Origin of the sequence: Paenibacillus sp. FSL H7-0323 (assembly GCF_038002725.1) — a bacterium.
In the GTDB taxonomy this organism is placed as follows: Bacteria; Bacillota; Bacilli; order Paenibacillales; family Paenibacillaceae; genus Paenibacillus_AQ; species Paenibacillus_AQ odorifer.
Genome location: NZ_JBBODB010000001.1, coordinates 4,277,645 through 4,296,309 on the forward strand (window position 1 = coordinate 4,277,645; position 18,665 = coordinate 4,296,309).

Genomic DNA, 18,665 nt, shown 5'->3' on the forward strand with positions numbered 1-18,665 from the left:
GTCATATCCCCCCTATATATCAAAGACTTTACTCTTGTGCCATTTCTTTTTCAAGTTGGCGAATTTGATCCCGCAGCTCTGCCGCAGTTTCGAATTCCTCCTGTGCGATACTTTGCTGTAATTCCAGCTTCAATTCATCAATTTGCCGCTTGAACACAATTTGTGCTCCAGCACGTTTAGGAATCTTGCCTACATGCGAAGTGCTGCCATGCACCCGTTTAAAGAGCGGGTCCAGTGCACTGTTAAAATATTTATAACAGGAGCTGCAGCCAAAACGACCCAATTTGCTAAACTGCGAGTACGTCATTCCACAATTCTCACATTGCAGACTCTGCGTAGTCTTCGTAGCAGCCGTCTTTTCCTTACCGGCCCCTTCAAGATCAAGCAGACCGGACAGCAAGCTGTGAATGGAGAATCCTCCAGCAGTTCCCGGGATCAGTTCACCCTTCTCCCGCGCACAGCTCTCGCAGATATGAAATTCTGTCTTCTCTCCATTCACGATCTTGGTGAAATGGAGTGTTGCTGGCTTGACGCCACATTCCTGACATTGCATAAGCGAAAGCCCCTCCCTTATGATTGACAATTATTTGCCTAACAAAGAGATTAACATCGCCTTCATAATCTTGGCCCGAATCTCATCCCGATATGGAATCTTAACCGTTAGGCAATCCCGAGAAACAGCAGCGCGCATAAGACACGCCTCACGCTTGCTTAGAAAACCAGCTTCCTCCAGTTGATAAATCAACCCTTCGGCAGCGTTCTGATCTATCCCGCCACCTATAGTATGGTTTAAATGGGCATGCAGTGCCACGTTGGGCGGCAATTCAAAACGTTGAATACGAATATATCCCCCGCCACCACGCTTACTTTCCACCACATAGCCTTTTTCCAGTGTAAAGCGTGTACTAATAACATAATTGATCTGTGACGGTACGCATGAGAACTGGTCCGCCAGGTCATTTCGCTGGATTTCCACCGTACCTTCGGGACTTTCATGCAAAATATTCTTCAGATATTGTTCAATAATATCAGAGATATTGCGCATCACTCATCCTCCAGTGCTCTTTAAAGCTTCATAATATCGCTTACGGCCCGCATCCTTAATGACATTTATTAGTGAACTTCATTCATATAAGTCTGAAGAAAACTTCACAAATTCAGAGGATCGCACTGTATGTCATCAGGTGCGTTGACTTTGACTTTCTTTGACTTTTTAATATTATAACATATTCTGTGCTAATTCCAAGAGGATTCTCTTATTTTTCACTTTTTTCAGCGAATGTATTCGGAAATAAAGAACTCTCCCAGCATCTTTCGAAGGGGAGAGCCTAATTATTTTCTAAAAATGATCAAAAAGTGCAGTTTCAGCTTGCGGTATGATTTCTTCGAGCCATTCCAGAGCCCTCGGATTACCAGTCACACGTCCATAACGAGCCAGCTCTGCCGGGCGTTTATATCCAAACATTAGAATCGTCAGCGTACCAATCTCACAGCTTAAGTCAGCTGCATCCCGTTCACCCTCTATACGCAAGAAAGCTGCTGCTCCCTTTTCGGAGACAGTCCATTCCCACAACCCGTCATTCCATGGGGCATATTTATCTTCAATATAGATAACCTGTTTCTTCTGACTGTTGTGACGCTTAAAAGAATAACTCTCCACGAATGCTTTAGCATTAACAATACGCGCCATAAAATAAGGATAATTCTCCTGCTCTATACGCGGATCAGGCAGCAAAAAGGGTAACATATCATCGGATGGCACCAGTTTTAGCGATGCACCGGTCACCATCGAATCGTGATTCGCAAGAAATGTCCACAGCCCCTGCCGGGCCTGTTCGTTCAAAAACACAAATTCATCAATGACCAGCTCTCTATTTTCTATCTTATATAGTACGTATCCTTCAGGTTCCCCAAGCTGTGAATAAAATACCGCAGTCTGACCTTCATCATCCAGAACAGAGTTTTCCCACCAGTCCAAATCACGCTTAAGTGTTCCGTTATATCTAACTGCAAAACGATTGTATAAGTTGTCCAATACTTCGATATCTATAACACCACGTCTTACCTTGCCCTCAACTTCAACCTTCTTGGGAAACTTGGCAACAGGAATGGAGTATTTCTTATATTCACAATAAACTTCCCAACCAAATTTGCGATAAAAGGGGATCAAGAACGGATGCAGAAAAGATAATGTCTGCCCCGCCTCATTCATCGTTTGCAGCGTATGCGCCAGGAGCTTTGCCACATGCCCCTGTCTGCGATTCTCTGGCCATGTCGCTACCCCTGCGAGCCCTCCCATAGGTACTAATCTACCTTGTATGTACACTTCGAACGGAAGAAGAGTAAGTTTAGCTTCCAAAGTACCTTCTTCAAAAGCACCCCATACGCGTTCTGCTTTAAATCTTTCCTTAGCATTCGCCCTTTTCTCACTAGGCAGCTTGTATTGAAAAGCATATTCAGATAAATCCATGCTTAGATCAAACTCTTCTGAGTGCAACTGTCTGATATCCACAAAACTCACCTCATCATTTATGAATTTACTTTTATGGTTAGTATAACAAGAGAGTGTATTGTGTGCGAATTATAAGGATATTTTTCGAACTTTTTTCAGTTATCCACAGCCTTAGGCAGTTTTAAAAATAGTCTTGTAATCTTGTTCTATTCAAGTTAAAATAATTATCCACTTATTAATCCCTCTATCCACATAAATATGACTATATCCACAGCAACCCGTGTATTACTTAGGTTTTCTGTTGACAGATCTACATAAATATGTACTTAATCCACACCATTTGGTGATTTTTTGCCTTTTAATCATCTATCCACATGTGCGTAAGTTTTCTGCAAATTCCAATGAATTATCCACAAGTTTTCCACAATCTATAATAGACGCAAAAAAGCCACTGTCGAGTTATCAACAGTGGTCTATTTGTGCTTGGCAACGTCCTACTCTCCCAGGACCCTTCGGTCCAAGTACCATCGGCGCTGGAGGGCTTAACGGTCGTGTTCGGGATGGGTACGCGTGGAACCCCTCCGCTATCGCCACCAAACATGCGTCTGTGAAACAGACGCTGCCGCGTGAAATTCGGTTCTTCACCAGAAGTGAGAATGAATTTCTAAGCGTGTTACAGGCTTGATGCCTGAAAACTGAATCCGAAACGAATCTGCATTCTACGTATAGGATAAGCCCTCGACCGATTAGTATTGGTCAGCTCCATGCATTGCTGCACTTCCACCTCCAACCTATCTACCTCGTCGTCTTCAAGGGGTCTTACTAATTGGGAAATCTCATCTTGAGGGGGGCTTCACGCTTAGATGCTTTCAGCGCTTATCCCGTCCGTACGTAGCTACCCAGCCATGCTCCTGGCGGAACAACTGGTGCACCAGCGGTACGTCCATCCCGGTCCTCTCGTACTAAGGACAGCTCCTCTCAAATTTCCTGCGCCCACGACAGATAGGGACCGAACTGTCTCACGACGTTCTGAACCCAGCTCGCGTACCGCTTTAATGGGCGAACAGCCCAACCCTTGGGACCTACTTCAGCCCCAGGATGCGATGAGCCGACATCGAGGTGCCAAACCTCCCCGTCGATGTGGACTCTTGGGGGAGATAAGCCTGTTATCCCCAGGGTAGCTTTTATCCGTTGAGCGATGGCCCTTCCATGCGGTACCACCGGATCACTAAGTCCGACTTTCGTCCCTGCTCGACTTGTAGGTCTCGCAGTCAAGCTCCCTTATGCCTTTGCACTCTGCGAATGATTTCCAACCATTCTGAGGGAACCTTGGAACGCCTCCGTTACTCTTTAGGAGGCGACCGCCCCAGTCAAACTGCCCGCCTGACACGGTCCCCGTACCCGGTAAGGGTACTAGGTTAGAACCTAGATACGATCAGGGTGGTATCCCAACGGCGCCTCCACCGAAGCTTGCGCTCCGATTTCTACGGCTCCCACCTATCCTGTACAGATCGTACCCAAATTCAATATCAAGCTGCAGTAAAGCTCCATGGGGTCTTTCCGTCTTGTCGCGGGTAACCTGCATCTTCACAGGTATTAAAATTTCACCGGATCTCTCGTTGAGACAGCGCCCAAGTCGTTACGCCATTCGTGCGGGTCAGAATTTACCTGACAAGGAATTTCGCTACCTTAGGACCGTTATAGTTACGGCCGCCGTTTACTGGGGCTTCGGTTCATAGCTTCGGGTTACCCCTAACCACTCCCCTTAACCTTCCAGCACCGGGCAGGCGTCAGCCCGTATACTTCGCCTTGCGGCTTCGCACAGACCTGTGTTTTTGCTAAACAGTCGCTTGGGCCTTTTCACTGCGGCCCCCTCGTGCTATTCACACTACCGGGGCACCCCTTCTCCCGAAGTTACGGGGTCATTTTGCCGAGTTCCTTAACGAGAGTTCTTCCGCGCGCCTTAGAATTCTCTTCTCGCCTACCTGTGTCGGTTTGCGGTACGGGCACCTTCTCCTGGCTAGAGGCTTTTCTTGGCAGTGTGAGATCATGACCTTCGCTACTATAATTTTCGCTCCCCATCACAGCCCAGCCTTATTGATGTGCGGATTTGCCTACACATCAGCCTCACTGCTTAGACGGACATCCATCAGTCCGCGTCACTACCCTCCTGCGTCACCCCATCGCTCATAGCGGATTACGGTGGTACAGTAATTTCAAACTGTTGTCCTTCGACTACGCCTTTCGGCCTCGCCTTAGGTCCCGACTTACCCTGAGCGGACGAGCCTTCCTCAGGAAACCTTGGGCTTTCGGCGGATCAGATTCTCACTGATCTTTTCGTTACTCATACCGGCATTCTCACTTGTGTAGTGTCCAGCGCTCTTTTCAGTACACCTTCAACCCCTACACAACGCTCCCCTACCCCAGATACATAGTATCTAGCCATAGCTTCGGTGGTGTGTTTAGCCCCGTTACATTTTCGGCGCAGAGTCACTCGACCAGTGAGCTATTACGCACTCTTTCAATGGTGGCTGCTTCTAAGCCAACATCCTGGTTGTCTGTGCAACTCCACATCCTTTCCCACTTAACACACACTTGGGGACCTTAGCTGATGGTCTGGGCTGTTTCCCTTTTGACAATGGATCTTAGCACTCACTGTCTGACTCCCGGCAATAAGTATATGGCATTCGGAGTTTGACTGAGCTTGGTAATCCTTGCGGACCCCGCACCCAATCAGTGCTCTACCTCCACTACTCTTATACCGAGGCTAGCCCTAAAGCTATTTCGGGGAGAACCAGCTATCTCCGAGTTCGATTGGAATTTCTCCGCTACCCCCACCTCATCCCCGCACTTTTCAACGTACGTGGGTTCGGGCCTCCAGTGCGTGTTACCGCACCTTCACCCTGGACAGGGGTAGATCACACGGTTTCGGGTCTACGTCCACATACTAATTCGCCCTATTCAGACTCGCTTTCGCTGCGGCTCCACCTTCTCGGCTTAACCTTGCATGTTAAACGTAACTCGCCGGTTCATTCTACAAAAGGCACGCCATCACCCATAGATCGGGCTCTGACTTTTTGTAAGCACACGGTTTCAGGTTCTATTTCACTCCCCTTCCGGGGTGCTTTTCACCTTTCCCTCACGGTACTGTTTCACTATCGGTCGCCAGGTAGTATTTAGCCTTAGCAGATGGTCCTGCTGGATTCATACGGGGTTTCACGTGCCCCGCACTACTCGGGATCCGTCTCGGAGAGAACACAGTTTAGGTTACAGGGCTTTTACCTCTATCGCGGGCCTTTCCAGACCTCTTCACCTACCATATTCCTTTGTAACTCCATGTGAGACGTCCCACAACCCCTAAGAGCAAGCTCTTAGGTTTAGGCTGTTCCGCGTTCGCTCGCCGCTACTGACGGAATCACTATTGTTTTCTCTTCCTCAGGGTACTTAGATGTTTCAGTTCCCCTGGTCTGCCTCTACATTTCCTATGTATTCAGAAATGAGTAACTGCGAATTACCACAGCTGGGTTTCCCCATTCGGACACCCCCGGATCAAAGCTTGCTTACAGCTCCCCGAGGCAGTTTCGTTGTTCGCCACGTCCTTCGTCGGCTCCTGGCGCCTAGGCATCCTCCGTGTGCTCTTATTAGCTTAACCTTGATTCTTCCGCAGGAAAATATCATACGATGACATTTTCTTTGGAATCATCTCACTAATAACATTTACTTGTTTGCACAAGTTGCTAAAAGATGTTCTAAAACGCAAATTCGTTTCGGTATCCAGTTTTCAAGGATCAAGTGTATAGACATAACAAATAGATGAAGTTTGTTGGTGGAGCCAAGCGGGATCGAACCGCTGACCTCCTGCTTGCAAGGCAGGCGCTCTCCCAGCTGAGCTATGGCCCCGCAAATTCCATCAAAACCGAACAAATGGATACACGTTAATTGGTTGTGGAAGTTAAACTTCCGATTTGAATGTTCTCATTGCAGAGAACGATTCTCCATAGAAAGGAGGTGATCCAGCCGCACCTTCCGATACGGCTACCTTGTTACGACTTCACCCCAATCATCTACCCCACCTTCGGCGGCTGGCTCCCTTGCGGGTTACCCCACCGACTTCGGGTGTTGTAAACTCTCGTGGTGTGACGGGCGGTGTGTACAAGACCCGGGAACGTATTCACCGCGGCATGCTGATCCGCGATTACTAGCAATTCCGACTTCATGCAGGCGAGTTGCAGCCTGCAATCCGAACTGAGACCGGCTTTGATGGGATTGGCTCCACCTCGCGGCTTCGCTTCCCGTTGTACCGGCCATTGTAGTACGTGTGTAGCCCAGGTCATAAGGGGCATGATGATTTGACGTCATCCCCACCTTCCTCCGGTTTGTCACCGGCAGTCACTCTAGAGTGCCCAGCATTACCTGCTGGCAACTAAAGTTAAGGGTTGCGCTCGTTGCGGGACTTAACCCAACATCTCACGACACGAGCTGACGACAACCATGCACCACCTGTCTCCTCTGTCCCGAAGGCCGCCGCTATCTCTAGCAGATTCAGAGGGATGTCAAGACCTGGTAAGGTTCTTCGCGTTGCTTCGAATTAAACCACATACTCCACTGCTTGTGCGGGTCCCCGTCAATTCCTTTGAGTTTCAGTCTTGCGACCGTACTCCCCAGGCGGAGTGCTTACTGTGTTAACTTCGGCACCAAGGGTATCGAAACCCCTAACACCTAGCACTCATCGTTTACGGCGTGGACTACCAGGGTATCTAATCCTGTTTGCTCCCCACGCTTTCGCGCCTCAGCGTCAGTTACAGCCCAGAAAGTCGCCTTCGCCACTGGTGTTCCTCCACATATCTACGCATTTCACCGCTACACGTGGAATTCCACTTTCCTCTTCTGTACTCAAGCCACCCAGTTTCCAGTGCGACCTCAGGTTGAGCCCAAGGTTTAAACACCAGACTTAAATAGCCGCCTGCGCGCGCTTTACGCCCAATAATTCCGGACAACGCTTGCCCCCTACGTATTACCGCGGCTGCTGGCACGTAGTTAGCCGGGGCTTTCTTCTCAGGTACCGTCACTCCGGTAGCAGTTACTCTACCGGACGTTCTTCCCTGGCAACAGAGCTTTACGATCCGAAAACCTTCATCACTCACGCGGCGTTGCTCCGTCAGGCTTTCGCCCATTGCGGAAGATTCCCTACTGCTGCCTCCCGTAGGAGTCTGGGCCGTGTCTCAGTCCCAGTGTGGCCGTTCACCCTCTCAGGTCGGCTACGCATCGTCGCCTTGGTGGGCCGTTACCCCACCAACTAGCTAATGCGCCGCAGGCCCATCCCTCAGTGACAGATTGCTCCGTCTTTCATTCTTCTCTCAGGAGAAAAAAGAAATTATCCGGTATTAGCTACCGTTTCCGGTAGTTATCCCAGTCTGAAGGGCAGGTTGCCTACGTGTTACTCACCCGTCCGCCGCTAAGTTATTTTGAAAGCAAGCTTCCAAAATAACTCCGCTCGACTTGCATGTATTAGGCACGCCGCCAGCGTTCGTCCTGAGCCAGGATCAAACTCTCCAATTAGTATTGAAAAGAGCGATATGCTCATTTTGAAACTGACGATTCATTAATTGAATCTTTTTAAAAATTAACGTGTTCCATTTGTTCAGTTTTCAAAGAACTTGCTCCTAGCATTTCGACATTCAATGTCTCTTGCACAGGAATTAGAGTATATCATGTTTGTTTCTATATTGTCAACTTATTTCTTCATCGCTTGTGTTTCGTATGTGCGATGCGTCGTAAGCACAAGAGATAATATACCATGCTGTCATTGAGTTTGCAAGCTTTTTTTGAAATAAAAAAATCATTCGTATAAATAACTTCGATACAACACAAATTGATACCATTCATCCATTATTTGTGGCTAAATAGAATTTATCGTATTCGCCAATCTTACCTTTTAACTATCAGTACAGAGAGGAGTCAAAATGAAGACCAAACCTACAGACGCTGCGTCCAAGGTAGACAGCAAGGACAAGGAGCAGCGTAATCTGCAGCAGGCAACGATTTATAAAATTTTGTTAGCTGTCAGTTTTGTTCATTTATTTAATGATTCTATACAGGCAGTCATTCCAGCAATCTTCCCTATTCTCAAAGATAATCTACTGCTCTCTTTCGCCCAGATTGGATGGATCTCATTCGCTTTAAATATGACGTCATCAGTAATCCAACCCGTCATTGGATATGCTGCAGACCGTAAACCCCGTCCTATATTATTACCACTGGGTATGTGCAGCACATTTTTAGGTGTACTTCTATTGGCTTATGCCAATAGCTATTTTCTGGTCTTATTCTCGGTTATCCTGATCGGATTCGGTTCAGCCACCTTCCACCCAGAGGGTATGCGTGTTGCTCATATGGCCGCAGGTCAGCGAAAGGGATTGTCGCAATCTATTTTTCAAGTGGGCGGCAATGCTGGACAGTCCCTGGGTCCAATGCTTACGAAATGGGTGTTCATCCCCTTTGGCCAGATTGGTGCCCTAGGCTTCACGATCGTCGCGGCTGCCGGAATCGCTGTTCAGACCTATGTAGCTCGCTGGTATAGAGAAATGCTAGATGCCGGTTATACCTTTCATAAAAAATCAACAGCACGGGCAATCGACCCCGCCCGCCGAAAAAGCATACGAACAGCAACGATTATTCTTGTATTCCTAGTCTTTGTTAGGTCTTGGTATGGCGCTTCTATCGGCAGTTACTACGCCTTCTATCTAATGGACAAATATCAAATGACGCTGGATAAAGCCCAAATCTATATTTTTATGTATTTGGCTGCTGGCGCAGTGGGCACATTTTTTGGAGGTCCGCTGGCTGACCGTTTTGGACGGCGTAATCTCATCTTACTATCAATGGTAGGAACCGTTCCCTTTGCACTTGCTCTACCCTTTGTAGGTCCATTATGGGCGGCTGTATTGCTGCTGATTGGCGGTTTCATCCTTCTGTCCAGCTTCTCTGTTACCGTCATTTATGCTCAAATGCTATATCCGGGCAACATTGGCACAGTTTCAGGTCTGATCACGGGACTTGCTTTTGGACTCGGCGGGATCGGCTCATTAGTCCTCGGCAACCTCATTGATAGTATCGGGATTGCTAAAGTGTTCATCGCTTGCGGCTTCCTCCCGCTGCTTGGGTTTCTTGCCTTGCTGCTTCCTAGAGATGAGAAATTAGAAGAATGGGCGGCGCAATAACTTCTCAATGATCACTTAAGGCTTTACTCATTACTGTAGAAAATAGAGCGGCAGCCTTCCCGCTGCCTTCAGTCATGTAATTATCCTGATTCGTACGATCAAAACCCATCCATACCGCAGCTGTCCACTCCGAAGTATAGCCTACAAACCAAAGATCCCGATTAGCTTTCTTGCTCACGCCAGCCAAGTCCAATTGGGTCGTACCGGTCTTTCCCGCTACTGGTCTGTTCATCTGCGCTTTTTTCCCTGTTCCTTCATTAACAACATTGCGTAACATAGCCGTCATCGCTTCTGCGGTACGCGGCAAGATTACCTGACGTGATTCAGAGGGATGAGTATACAAGACCTTCCCTTTTGAATCCGTTATGGAGCGCACCATATGAGCCGCATTAAATTTCCCTCCACTAGCAAAGACACTGTAGGCCTGGGCCATTTTTAGTGGAGAAACCCCATTATGAAGCCCCCCCAAAGCTATTGATAAATGATTGTCCTCCTCCGTCAGTACAATTCCTAATTTGGCGGCAAATTGCCGCGCAGAAGAGATTCCAACCTGCTTCAATACCCATACGGCTGGTGCATTGATGGATTTTTGCAAAGCTGTGTTCATTGTGACCTGACCTTGGTATATACCGTTCAAGTTCTCAGGCTTGTAGCTGCCATAAGCAACTTTACGGTCGGACAGCATACTATTCGGGTTGAATTTCCCGCTCTCCAGTGCAGGTCCATAATCAATGATCGGCTTAAAGCTGGAACCCGGCTGACGTGCATCAATAATAGCTCTGTTCAAATTGCCCTCGTTTTGATCTCGCCCACCAATCAATGCCACTACTTCTCCTGTACGATGATCCATTATGGTCATAGCTGCTTCTACCTGCTGATCTTTTCCGTCAGGTGGAAATGAAGCCTCTTTGAGAACGGCCTGCTCAAGTGCCTGCTGTGCTTTGATGTTCAAACCTGTAACTATAGTGTAGCCGCCTGTACGAAGCTCCTCTACGGATTTCCCTGTGATCTGAGCCGCTTCCTTAAGGGCGGCATCCACATAGTACACTCCGGCAACCCCATTTTCGACCGCAGCTGGAGGCTGATATTGTTTATTCATAGCTTCCTGCATTTGCTCATACGTGATTAGTCGCTGATTGAACATCATCTTTAGCACTAGATTTCTTCTCGTTTTGGATAATGCACTATTGTCTACTGGGTTATAAATAGAGGGTCCTTTAGGGATTCCCGCCAGAGTGGCTATTTGCCAGATCTCCAATTTTTTCAGATCAGACACACCGAAGTAACGCTTCGCTGCTGCTTTTACTCCATATTGTCCCCGCCCCATATAAATCTGATTGAGGTACAGCTGCAAAATCTCACGTTTCGTCAGTCGCTGCTCCAAGGCAAAAGCAATAGAGGTTTCATTTAACTTACGCAGCATATTCTTATCTCTGTTCAAATAAAGATTGCGAGCAAGCTGTTGAGTAATACTACTGCCACCTTCTGATAAACTCATGTCCAAGATATTTTTTAAGAAAGCGCGTGATATCCCTTTATAATCGACCCCTTGATGGCTATAAAAACGGCGGTCTTCTACTGTTAAAAAGGTATCTATTAATAAAGCCGGCATCTCCTCAAGCTCTGCTGTAAGCCTATAACCCGAGCTCGGTAGCGGAGTCATTCGTATAACTGTTCCATCTGAAGCTGTGATGAGGCTTGATTCTGGCAATTGCAGCCTATCCTCATGCCGGTTAAGTACAATCCCCCCATACTGGTATACATAAAACAAAATCAAAAGCACCAATACCGTACTAATAACACTCACATCAAATAATAGGTACCCTACTCGCAATATCCGGGTGCGTGCATTCCATCTGCTCATGATTCGATAATCAGGTTCTCCAGGAACCGCTCCATACTCCGCACTTCATCATTCGCTGCTGCAAGAAGTGCATGTACTTCCGCCCCATCCTCTTCAACCTCACGGAGAGTGCGAAGTATCGCCCTAGTCCTTATTAATAAAGCTACTGCTGGTGTGTCCTCTATCCGCTTTGAGCTTGCACCTCTATCTGGAACTTCTATTCTTTGCATTCGATTGAGGTTAGCAGCAATTTCACCTATTTCTCCTCCAGAGAGAACCTTGATGTTCTGGGCGACTCCTTTATCTGCCAGCTCCGAGGTTCCCACCACTAGCGAGCGCAAATCATCAGCCATTTTCTGTGAACGAAGAACATACAGCCCACCGAAGACTAGAATAAATAGAAGGATGGCACTAGGGGTTTGACCCATATGATTAATAACCCAATGAATAAGCCGGACAAAAAAGGCTCCTGGTTGACCCGAATAATGAGAATACAGCAAATCGACAGCCCGCTGGACAACAAAAAGAAAGGCAGCACTCAAAAGAGCGCAACCCATAAAAATATATAAATAGCTGATACGAACCGTCCGAAGTTTTGGCATGGTAGTTCCCTCCTTGTGCCACAAGGATAACTTCCAAATCTTAAGAACCCGCCATAGTTTTCTTAAGATTCTATGAAGAATGGGAAACGGGTAATAAAATCCGTGCGAAGAGATGTACTTTCTACATAAATAACGCCATTGTGGCGTTCGATGATACTTTTGGCAATCGCAAGTCCAAGCCCTGAGCCGCCTGTATGCTGTGAACGCGACTTTTCTGCCCGATAGAATCGTTCAAAAATAAAAGGGATATCACTTTCCGCAATTCTCTCTCCGAAGTTGCTAATTCGGACCACAGCATCATTTTCCTTTTTACTGAAACCTATCTCCAATTTTCCGCCGCTTCTGCCGTAACGGATCGCGTTAGTAATCAAATTTTCATAAGCACGTACTAATTCTTTAGGCGAAGCCTCTATCCATAACTCATCAGCAACGTCCTCGATTTCATAGATCATATCCGCCTTTGTTAGTTCAGGAACTGACTCCTCCGCCAGCTGCCGTATGAAGGCCTTCAAATCCAATCTCTGCATAACCAAAGGGTACTCTCCACTATTTACACGTGTGTATTCAAAAAGATCATCGATCAGTTTACGCAGCACCAGGGATTTGTTGTAGGCTATATCCACGTAATACCGGATTTCCGCTTCTTCCTGACATCGATCTTGTTCGATGTATTCCAGAAAGCCCAAGACAGAGGTAAGCGGGGTGCGTAAATCATGGGAAACACCTGTGATCAAGTCATTTTTCGCATTTACAGCTTTACGTTCCTCCTCTATGGAGTGCTGCAAACGCTCAGCCATTTCATTAATATTCTCAGCCAGCACGCCCAGCTCATCCGTGGTTCTGACTTCAATTCTATGGGACATCCCGGAGCTTGTAATTTCTCGAATCCCTTTTGTGATCTCTTCCAGATACAGCACAACTTTACGAGTGTAGATAAAAAAGAATAATAAAAAGCTGATAATACCCGCTGCTGTCATTAGTGGCATAGAGCCAATATGATTAATAATCCAGCGCAGTATGCGTGAATAGGGAGCCGACTCTGAAGCCGGATTTAGATAGATCATAAAGTTGACGAGTTGGTACCCTGCCATGAGCAGCAAAGCGCCCGAAAGCACACTCAGCAAAAAAGCAAACATAAACTTCCAGCGAATCGTCGTTATATATTTAGAATTCAAGAAGCCTCACCTAATCCTTTCAGGAAGGTCCGTCTAATTTATAGCCAACTCCCCAGACGGTTTGTATATAACGTGGGCGTTTCGAATCGATTTCGATTTTGTCTCGGAGATTACGAATATGTACCATCACTGTGTTACCGCCATCTAAAAAGGGTTCATTCCATACCTTATTGTAAATTTGCTCCAAGCTAAGCACTTGACCTTGGTGTCTCGCTAAAAGCTCTAGAATAGAGAATTCCCGCGGAGTCAGTTTAATCTTCTGCTGGTCTACATACACCTCATGCTTAGACGTATCTATAGTCAGATCCTCAAAGCTTAGTTTGCTGTCGTTTCCCAACGTATTACTATCCTTATTAAATCCGTGATAACGGCGCAACTGTGATTTTACTCGTGCCACAATCTCCAAAGGATTAAACGGCTTGCCCACGTAGTCATCTGCCCCGAGGCTCAGGCCGGAGATCTTGTCCATATCTGTATTTTTGGCTGATAGTATGATAATTGGCATTTTCCGCTCTTCACGGATCTTCATACATGCAGCTAGCCCGTCCATTTTAGGCATCATGACATCAAGAATAATTAGATCAACTTCCTCTTTCTGCAGACATTCCAGCGCTTCCATTCCATCATAAGCCTTTAGCAGTCTATAGCCTTCATTACAGAGATAAATCGTTAACAGTTCTACAATTTCCTTCTCATCGTCTACTAACAATATCGTTTCTCTCTTCACAGGAAGGGTTTCCTTTCAAATATAGTAATAAATATCTATAGCCTATATATTAGCAGATCAACCGAATTTTTTTCTAAAAAAGAAACGTTTAGTTGTAATCCACGCAAAAAAGGCCCCTGCTCCTCTCGTACTTAAACGAAATGGAACCGGGAACCTTTTGGAATCGAATATAGTTTGTTACTTACATATCCAACAAGCGAATTAGCTCATCTTCATCCTCAATGACTTGAATGCCTAACTGCTGGGCTTTGGCCAGCTTACTGCCAGCTTTTTCACCAGCGATAACTAAATCCGTCTTCTTGGACACACTTCCCGACACCTTTGCTCCGAGTGCTTCCAGACGTTCAGCTGCTTCATCTCGGGTAAGCTTTTGCAAGGAACCGGTCAATACGACCGTTTTGCCACTAAAGAAGGAATCGGTACTAACAGGACGTGGCGCCTCAGGAGCCTTTGCTTCCACACCCAACGTCCGCAAGCGGGAAACATTAGCTACTACAACTGGGTCTGCGAAGAAGCTGACAATGCTCTCGGCGACAATCCCACCAATGTCTGGTAACTCAGCGAGCTCCTCGGCTTTGGCCTGCATCACAGCATCCAGATCGCGGAAATGATCAGCCAACATCTTCGTCGTTGCCTTACCTGTGTTAGGGATCCCTAACGCAAAGAGAAATGAAGCAAGATCTCTACCTTTGCTATCTTCTAAAGCTTGCAGCAAATTCTGTGCTTTTTTCTCACCAAAACGGTTCAGCTGTACAAGCTGCTCAAAGTTCAGTTCATACAGATCCGCAGAGTCATGTACATTAAGCTCATCATAGAGCTGACCCGCCGTCTTCTCACTAAACGTCTCGATATCCATCGCATCACGCGAAGCAAAGTGGGTGATCCGACTGATAATCTGCGGCCTACAATTCAGTTTATTGTTACAGAAAAGATGTGCTCCGCGCATTTCTAACGGATATCCACAAGCTGGACAGTCCTCAGGGAAAATAATCTCTCCACCGTCATTCTCCTCTGTTACCTTGCCGAGAATTTCTGGGATAACATCATTGGAACGGCGAATAAAGACCCGCGAACCTAAGGCGAATTTCAAGTTTTTGCGCTCAATATCACCCACATTATTCAGGGTGCAGTTCTGAACGGTAACTCCGGCAAGCTCTACAGCCTCAACCCGAGCCAGCGGAGTCACTTTACCTGTACGACCTACATTCCAGCTAACAGACTCCAGCACGGTCGTCGTTTCTTCGGCTTCAAATTTATAAGCAACTGCCCAACGCGGGAACTTGTCAGTGTAGCCAAGCACCTCACGGATCCGGAAATCCGTGACCTTAATTACAGCCCCATCAATGAGGTAATCAAGACTCGAACGACTCTCCTCGATTCCAGCGAGCTGCTCAGTTACATCATCAAAATCATTGCAGTAGGTCAGGTATGGGTTCACTTTAAATTTGTTATTCCGCAGAAAATCCATCATTTCCTGATGGTCAGCGAACTCCGCGCCTTCTGCAAAGCCTACATTATAGAAAAAAGCGTTCAAACGGCGGTCCGCAGTAGTCTTCGGATTAAGATTACGCAGTGCACCTGCTGCTGCATTACGCGCATTCTTCAGCGGCTCTGCAGCCCTTGTATTATAATCAGCCAGCACAGACAGATTCATAATCCCTTCACCCTGAACCTCAATGACCCCATCCTTGAAGGGAATCGTCAATGGAACGGATTTGATGGTCTTCACCTGTGCAAGTATTCCTTCGCCAACTACACCATTGCCACGCGTTGATGCCTGTTCGAGAACACCATTACGATAGGTTAAATTCAGCGTCAAGCCATCGAACTTCAGTTCTACTGCATAACAAGGATCAGGAAGAGGGGTGTCTGGATTCTTAAGATTGTATTCATTCACTAACCGGAGCACCCGGGTATTCCAGCTGCGCAGCTGTTCAATATTCTGTGCTTTATCCAGACTCCAAAGCGGTGCCAGATGCCGATGCGGCGTGAAGCCCTTAAGCAGCTCTCCACCTACACGTTGTGTAGGCGAATCCGGTAGTACGAAGCCACTCTCAGCCTCCAGTGCTACAAGCTTGTCGTATAAAACATCGTATTCCTTATCGCTGACTAGCGGTGCATCCAGCGTGTAGTAGTGGTAATTATAGTTATTTAATTCCGCAACAAGCTCTTCCATCACATGCATAGCATCCATGCAGGTACATCCCTCCGTCAATAAGTTTCCTAAAGTTAGCGTGGTCTAAATATCCGTTCGTTAATCGTTGTCTGTTATTATTCCACTTTGGTAATCGGCGCAAACCCCGCAAGCAGGCGTTTCACACCCACGGGAGCCGGAAAAGCAATCTGTAGCTCCGTGTCATTCCCGCTGCCTTTAACAGATACAACGGTGCCCGTGCCCCATTTGCCGTGGGAGACCTTGTCACCGGCTTTGTAATCGCCAGCTGCAGCAGCCCCTGCTCCGGTAGCACGCTGTGCGCCTCCGGAGGTCACGGTCACGCTGCTCTTGCTTGCCGCCGCTGACGCCGTGCTTCCGCCGCCTGCCGGCGTAGCTCCGGCGGCTCCGCCTCGGCCGCCAAAGTTCCCACGGCCACCACTGCCGAAGCCGCGTCCGCCGTAAGCACCGCCTACCTCCGCGCCTCCGCGCTGGAAGCGGTCTTGAGTCTTAACGGTATCTTCCTTCAGTTCCTCCGGAATCTCCTCTAAGAAGCGGGACGGTTGGTTCGCCGTCGTCCGGCCAAAGAGCGTACGCATCCGCGCACAAGAGAGAAACAGTTGTTTCTCCGCGCGGGTGATCCCCACATACGCAAGCCGGCGTTCCTCTTCCAGCTCGTCGTTGTCCTGGAAGGCACGGCTGTGTGGGAACACGCCTTCTTCCATTCCGACGATAAATACCGTCGGGAACTCCAGACCTTTGGCGCTGTGCATCGTCATTAACACAACCGCATCACTACGATCCTCTTCATCATCGTTCACACTATCGATATCTGCGATAAGTGCAAGATCCGTGAGGAAGGAGACCAGCGACTTGTCTTCGTTGTTCTTTTCAAACTCCATCGTCACCGATAAGAACTCATCGATATTCTCTAGCCGCGAGCGTGATTCGAGTGTGTTTTCATTTTGCAGCTCCAAACGGTACTGCGACATTTCCAGTATTTTTTCCGTCAATTCGGTTACAGACAAGAACTCCACCATACGGTGTAGAGCTTCAATCATATCGTAGAACTCTACTAGCATATTCCGCGTCCGTCCGGCAAAGCCCAAATCATCGACCGTTTGCAGCACTCGGAAAATAGAAACACCACGTTCACCAGCAGCAGCTGCCAGCTTGCCAACCGTTGTATCTCCTAATCCACGCTTAGGAACATTAATAATACGCGTCAGGCTGATATCATCATCAGGGTTAGACAGTAAACGTAGATACGCCAGCAGATCCTTGATTTCTTTACGATCATAGAACTTGATCCCGCCAACGATTTGATATGGAATATCTGATTTGATCAAAATTTCTTCTATTACCCGTGACTGAGCATTCGTCCGATACAGAATCGCGTGATTCTGGTAAGCTTGACCTTGCTTCACATTTTTGCTGATTTCTCCGGTTACAAAATACCCTTCGTCATGCTCGGAATCCGCCCGGTACACCTTAATCTTGGCGCCTTCCTCGGAATCGGTCCACAGCTTTTTCGGTTTACGGCCACTATTAAGCGCGATTACCCCATTGGCTGCATTCAGGATATTAGCGGTTGAACGGTAATTCTGTTCTAGCAGAATCGTCTTCGCTTCCGGATAATCCTCTTCAAAATTAAGAATATTCGTAATATCCGCACCACGCCAGCGATAGATCGACTGGTCACTATCCCCTACCACGCAAATGCGGTGGTGGCTGTCTGCCAGCATGCGGCACAACATGTATTGTGCTCTGTTCGTATCCTGATACTCATCCACATGGATGTATTTGAACTTCTTTTGGTAAAAATCCAGAACCTCGGGAACTTCCTTAAATAATTCGATAGTCTTCATAATCAAATCATCAAAATCAAGCGAGTTATTGCTTCTCAAACGCCGTTGGTACATTTTATAAACCTTGGTAACTAAACCTTCGAAATAATCACCGACTTTTTGCTCATACTGCGCCGGAGTAATCAGTTCATTCTTAGATGCGCTAATTATGGCCTGTACAGCTTTCGGTTCGAATTTTTTCGTATCAATATTCAGTTCCTTCATGCAATTACGAATGACTGATAACTGGTCTGTAGAGTCCAGAATCGAGAAGTTGGAAGTAAATCCAATGCGCTCAATATCCTTCCGCAAGATCCGAACACACATGGAGTGAAAGGTGGATACCCAAATATCTCTTCCCTCAGGTCCAACGAGCTTAGATACACGTTCCTGCATTTCCCTCGCAGCTTTATTCGTAAATGTAATCGCCAAAATCGCCCAAGGCGGCGCCTTTCGATTAGCAATCAGCCAGGCAATTCTGTGAGTCAGCACTCTCGTCTTCCCACTGCCCGCACCAGCCATAATCAAAAGGGGTCCTTCAGTAGTTTCGACAGCCTGCCTTTGTGGAGGATTCAATCGGCTGACCGCGTCTTGTATGTTAATAAGTTGCATGTGTAACATGCTCCTTTCTAAAAATGAAATTACAA

Annotated in this window: 10 protein-coding genes, 1 tRNA gene and 3 rRNA genes; 1 reads left to right on the forward strand and 13 read right to left on the reverse strand. The window is 47.2% G+C overall.

All coding sequences use genetic code 11. The annotated features are described in order from the left end of the window. Positions 1–28: 28 nt before the first annotated feature. The 7 genes from MHH89_RS19515 to MHH89_RS19545 form a co-directional block, all read right to left on the reverse strand. Positions 29–553 carry a UvrB/UvrC motif-containing protein gene (locus MHH89_RS19515; RefSeq protein WP_036680467.1) on the reverse strand — a complete coding sequence of 175 codons (525 nt, stop codon included), beginning with the start codon at positions 551–553 and terminating at the stop codon, positions 29–31. 30 nt (positions 554–583) lie between these two features. Further along, entirely contained in the window at positions 584–1,045 is a 462-nt protein-coding gene (locus tag MHH89_RS19520) for a CtsR family transcriptional regulator (protein WP_036680465.1), read from the reverse strand. A gap of 294 nt (positions 1,046–1,339) precedes the next feature. Continuing rightward, on the reverse strand, positions 1,340–2,512 hold the full coding sequence (locus MHH89_RS19525; RefSeq protein ID WP_076186631.1) for a GNAT family N-acetyltransferase: 1,173 nt from the start codon (positions 2,510–2,512) through the stop codon (positions 1,340–1,342). 421 nt (positions 2,513–2,933) lie between these two features. Further along, positions 2,934–3,050 (reverse strand): 5S ribosomal RNA (rrf, locus tag MHH89_RS19530). Positions 3,051–3,178: 128 nt separating this feature from the next. Further along, positions 3,179–6,104: ribosomal RNA gene (locus MHH89_RS19535) — 23S ribosomal RNA — on the reverse strand. 172 nt (positions 6,105–6,276) lie between these two features. Next, positions 6,277–6,352: transfer RNA gene (locus MHH89_RS19540), tRNA-Ala, on the reverse strand. 101 nt (positions 6,353–6,453) lie between these two features. Further along, positions 6,454–8,011: ribosomal RNA gene (locus tag MHH89_RS19545) — 16S ribosomal RNA — on the reverse strand. The 16S, 23S and 5S rRNA genes sit together here with 1 tRNA gene alongside, the layout of an rRNA operon. A gap of 404 nt (positions 8,012–8,415) precedes the next feature. On the opposite strand from MHH89_RS19545, the gene MHH89_RS19550 reads away from it, so the two are divergent. Then, the gene (locus MHH89_RS19550) at positions 8,416–9,672 is read left to right on the forward strand and encodes an MFS transporter (RefSeq protein ID WP_341087895.1); all 1,257 of its coding nucleotides are present in this window, start codon (positions 8,416–8,418) and stop codon (positions 9,670–9,672) included. A gap of 4 nt (positions 9,673–9,676) precedes the next feature. Here MHH89_RS19550 and MHH89_RS19555 read toward each other — a convergent pair whose 3' ends face one another. From MHH89_RS19555 to pcrA, 6 genes are all read right to left on the reverse strand, one after another. After that, entirely contained in the window at positions 9,677–11,479 is a 1,803-nt protein-coding gene (locus tag MHH89_RS19555; RefSeq protein ID WP_341087897.1) for a transglycosylase domain-containing protein, read from the reverse strand. 53 nt (positions 11,480–11,532) lie between these two features. Further along, positions 11,533–12,117 (reverse strand): hypothetical protein, encoded by a 585-nt coding sequence (locus tag MHH89_RS19560; protein ID WP_076303631.1) that lies wholly within the window; start codon positions 12,115–12,117, stop codon positions 11,533–11,535. 62 nt (positions 12,118–12,179) lie between these two features. Further along, positions 12,180–13,292: a sensor histidine kinase gene (locus MHH89_RS19565; protein ID WP_076099628.1), complete on the reverse strand. Its 1,113-nt coding sequence runs from the start codon at positions 13,290–13,292 to the stop codon at positions 12,180–12,182. Between the two features lie 19 nt (positions 13,293–13,311). Further along, complete coding sequence (locus tag MHH89_RS19570; RefSeq protein ID WP_036678667.1) at positions 13,312–14,019, reverse strand: response regulator transcription factor; 708 nt, start codon at positions 14,017–14,019, stop codon at positions 13,312–13,314. 181 nt (positions 14,020–14,200) lie between these two features. Beyond that, positions 14,201–16,213: an NAD-dependent DNA ligase LigA gene (gene ligA, locus MHH89_RS19575; protein WP_076099629.1), complete on the reverse strand. Its 2,013-nt coding sequence runs from the start codon at positions 16,211–16,213 to the stop codon at positions 14,201–14,203. 77 nt (positions 16,214–16,290) lie between these two features. After that, positions 16,291–18,630, reverse strand: a complete 2,340-nt coding sequence (gene pcrA, locus MHH89_RS19580) for a DNA helicase PcrA (protein WP_341087900.1) — start codon at positions 18,628–18,630, stop codon at positions 16,291–16,293. Positions 18,631–18,665: the final 35 nt, after the last annotated feature.

Bases quoted from the DNA above. Each gene is read 5' to 3' on its own strand.
- MHH89_RS19515 (WP_036680467.1), bottom strand. From the start codon at position 553: ATGCAATGTCAGGAATGTGGCGTCAAGCCAGCAACACTCCATTTCACC.
- MHH89_RS19520 (WP_036680465.1), bottom strand. From the start codon at position 1,045: ATGCGCAATATCTCTGATATTATTGAACAATATCTGAAGAATATTTTG.
- MHH89_RS19550 (WP_341087895.1), top strand. From the start codon at position 8,416: ATGAAGACCAAACCTACAGACGCTGCGTCCAAGGTAGACAGCAAGGAC.
- MHH89_RS19560 (WP_076303631.1), bottom strand. From the start codon at position 12,117: ATGCCAAAACTTCGGACGGTTCGTATCAGCTATTTATATATTTTTATG.
- ligA (WP_076099629.1), bottom strand. From the start codon at position 16,213: ATGGATGCTATGCATGTGATGGAAGAGCTTGTTGCGGAATTAAATAAC.
- pcrA (WP_341087900.1), bottom strand. From the start codon at position 18,630: ATGCAACTTATTAACATACAAGACGCGGTCAGCCGATTGAATCCTCCA.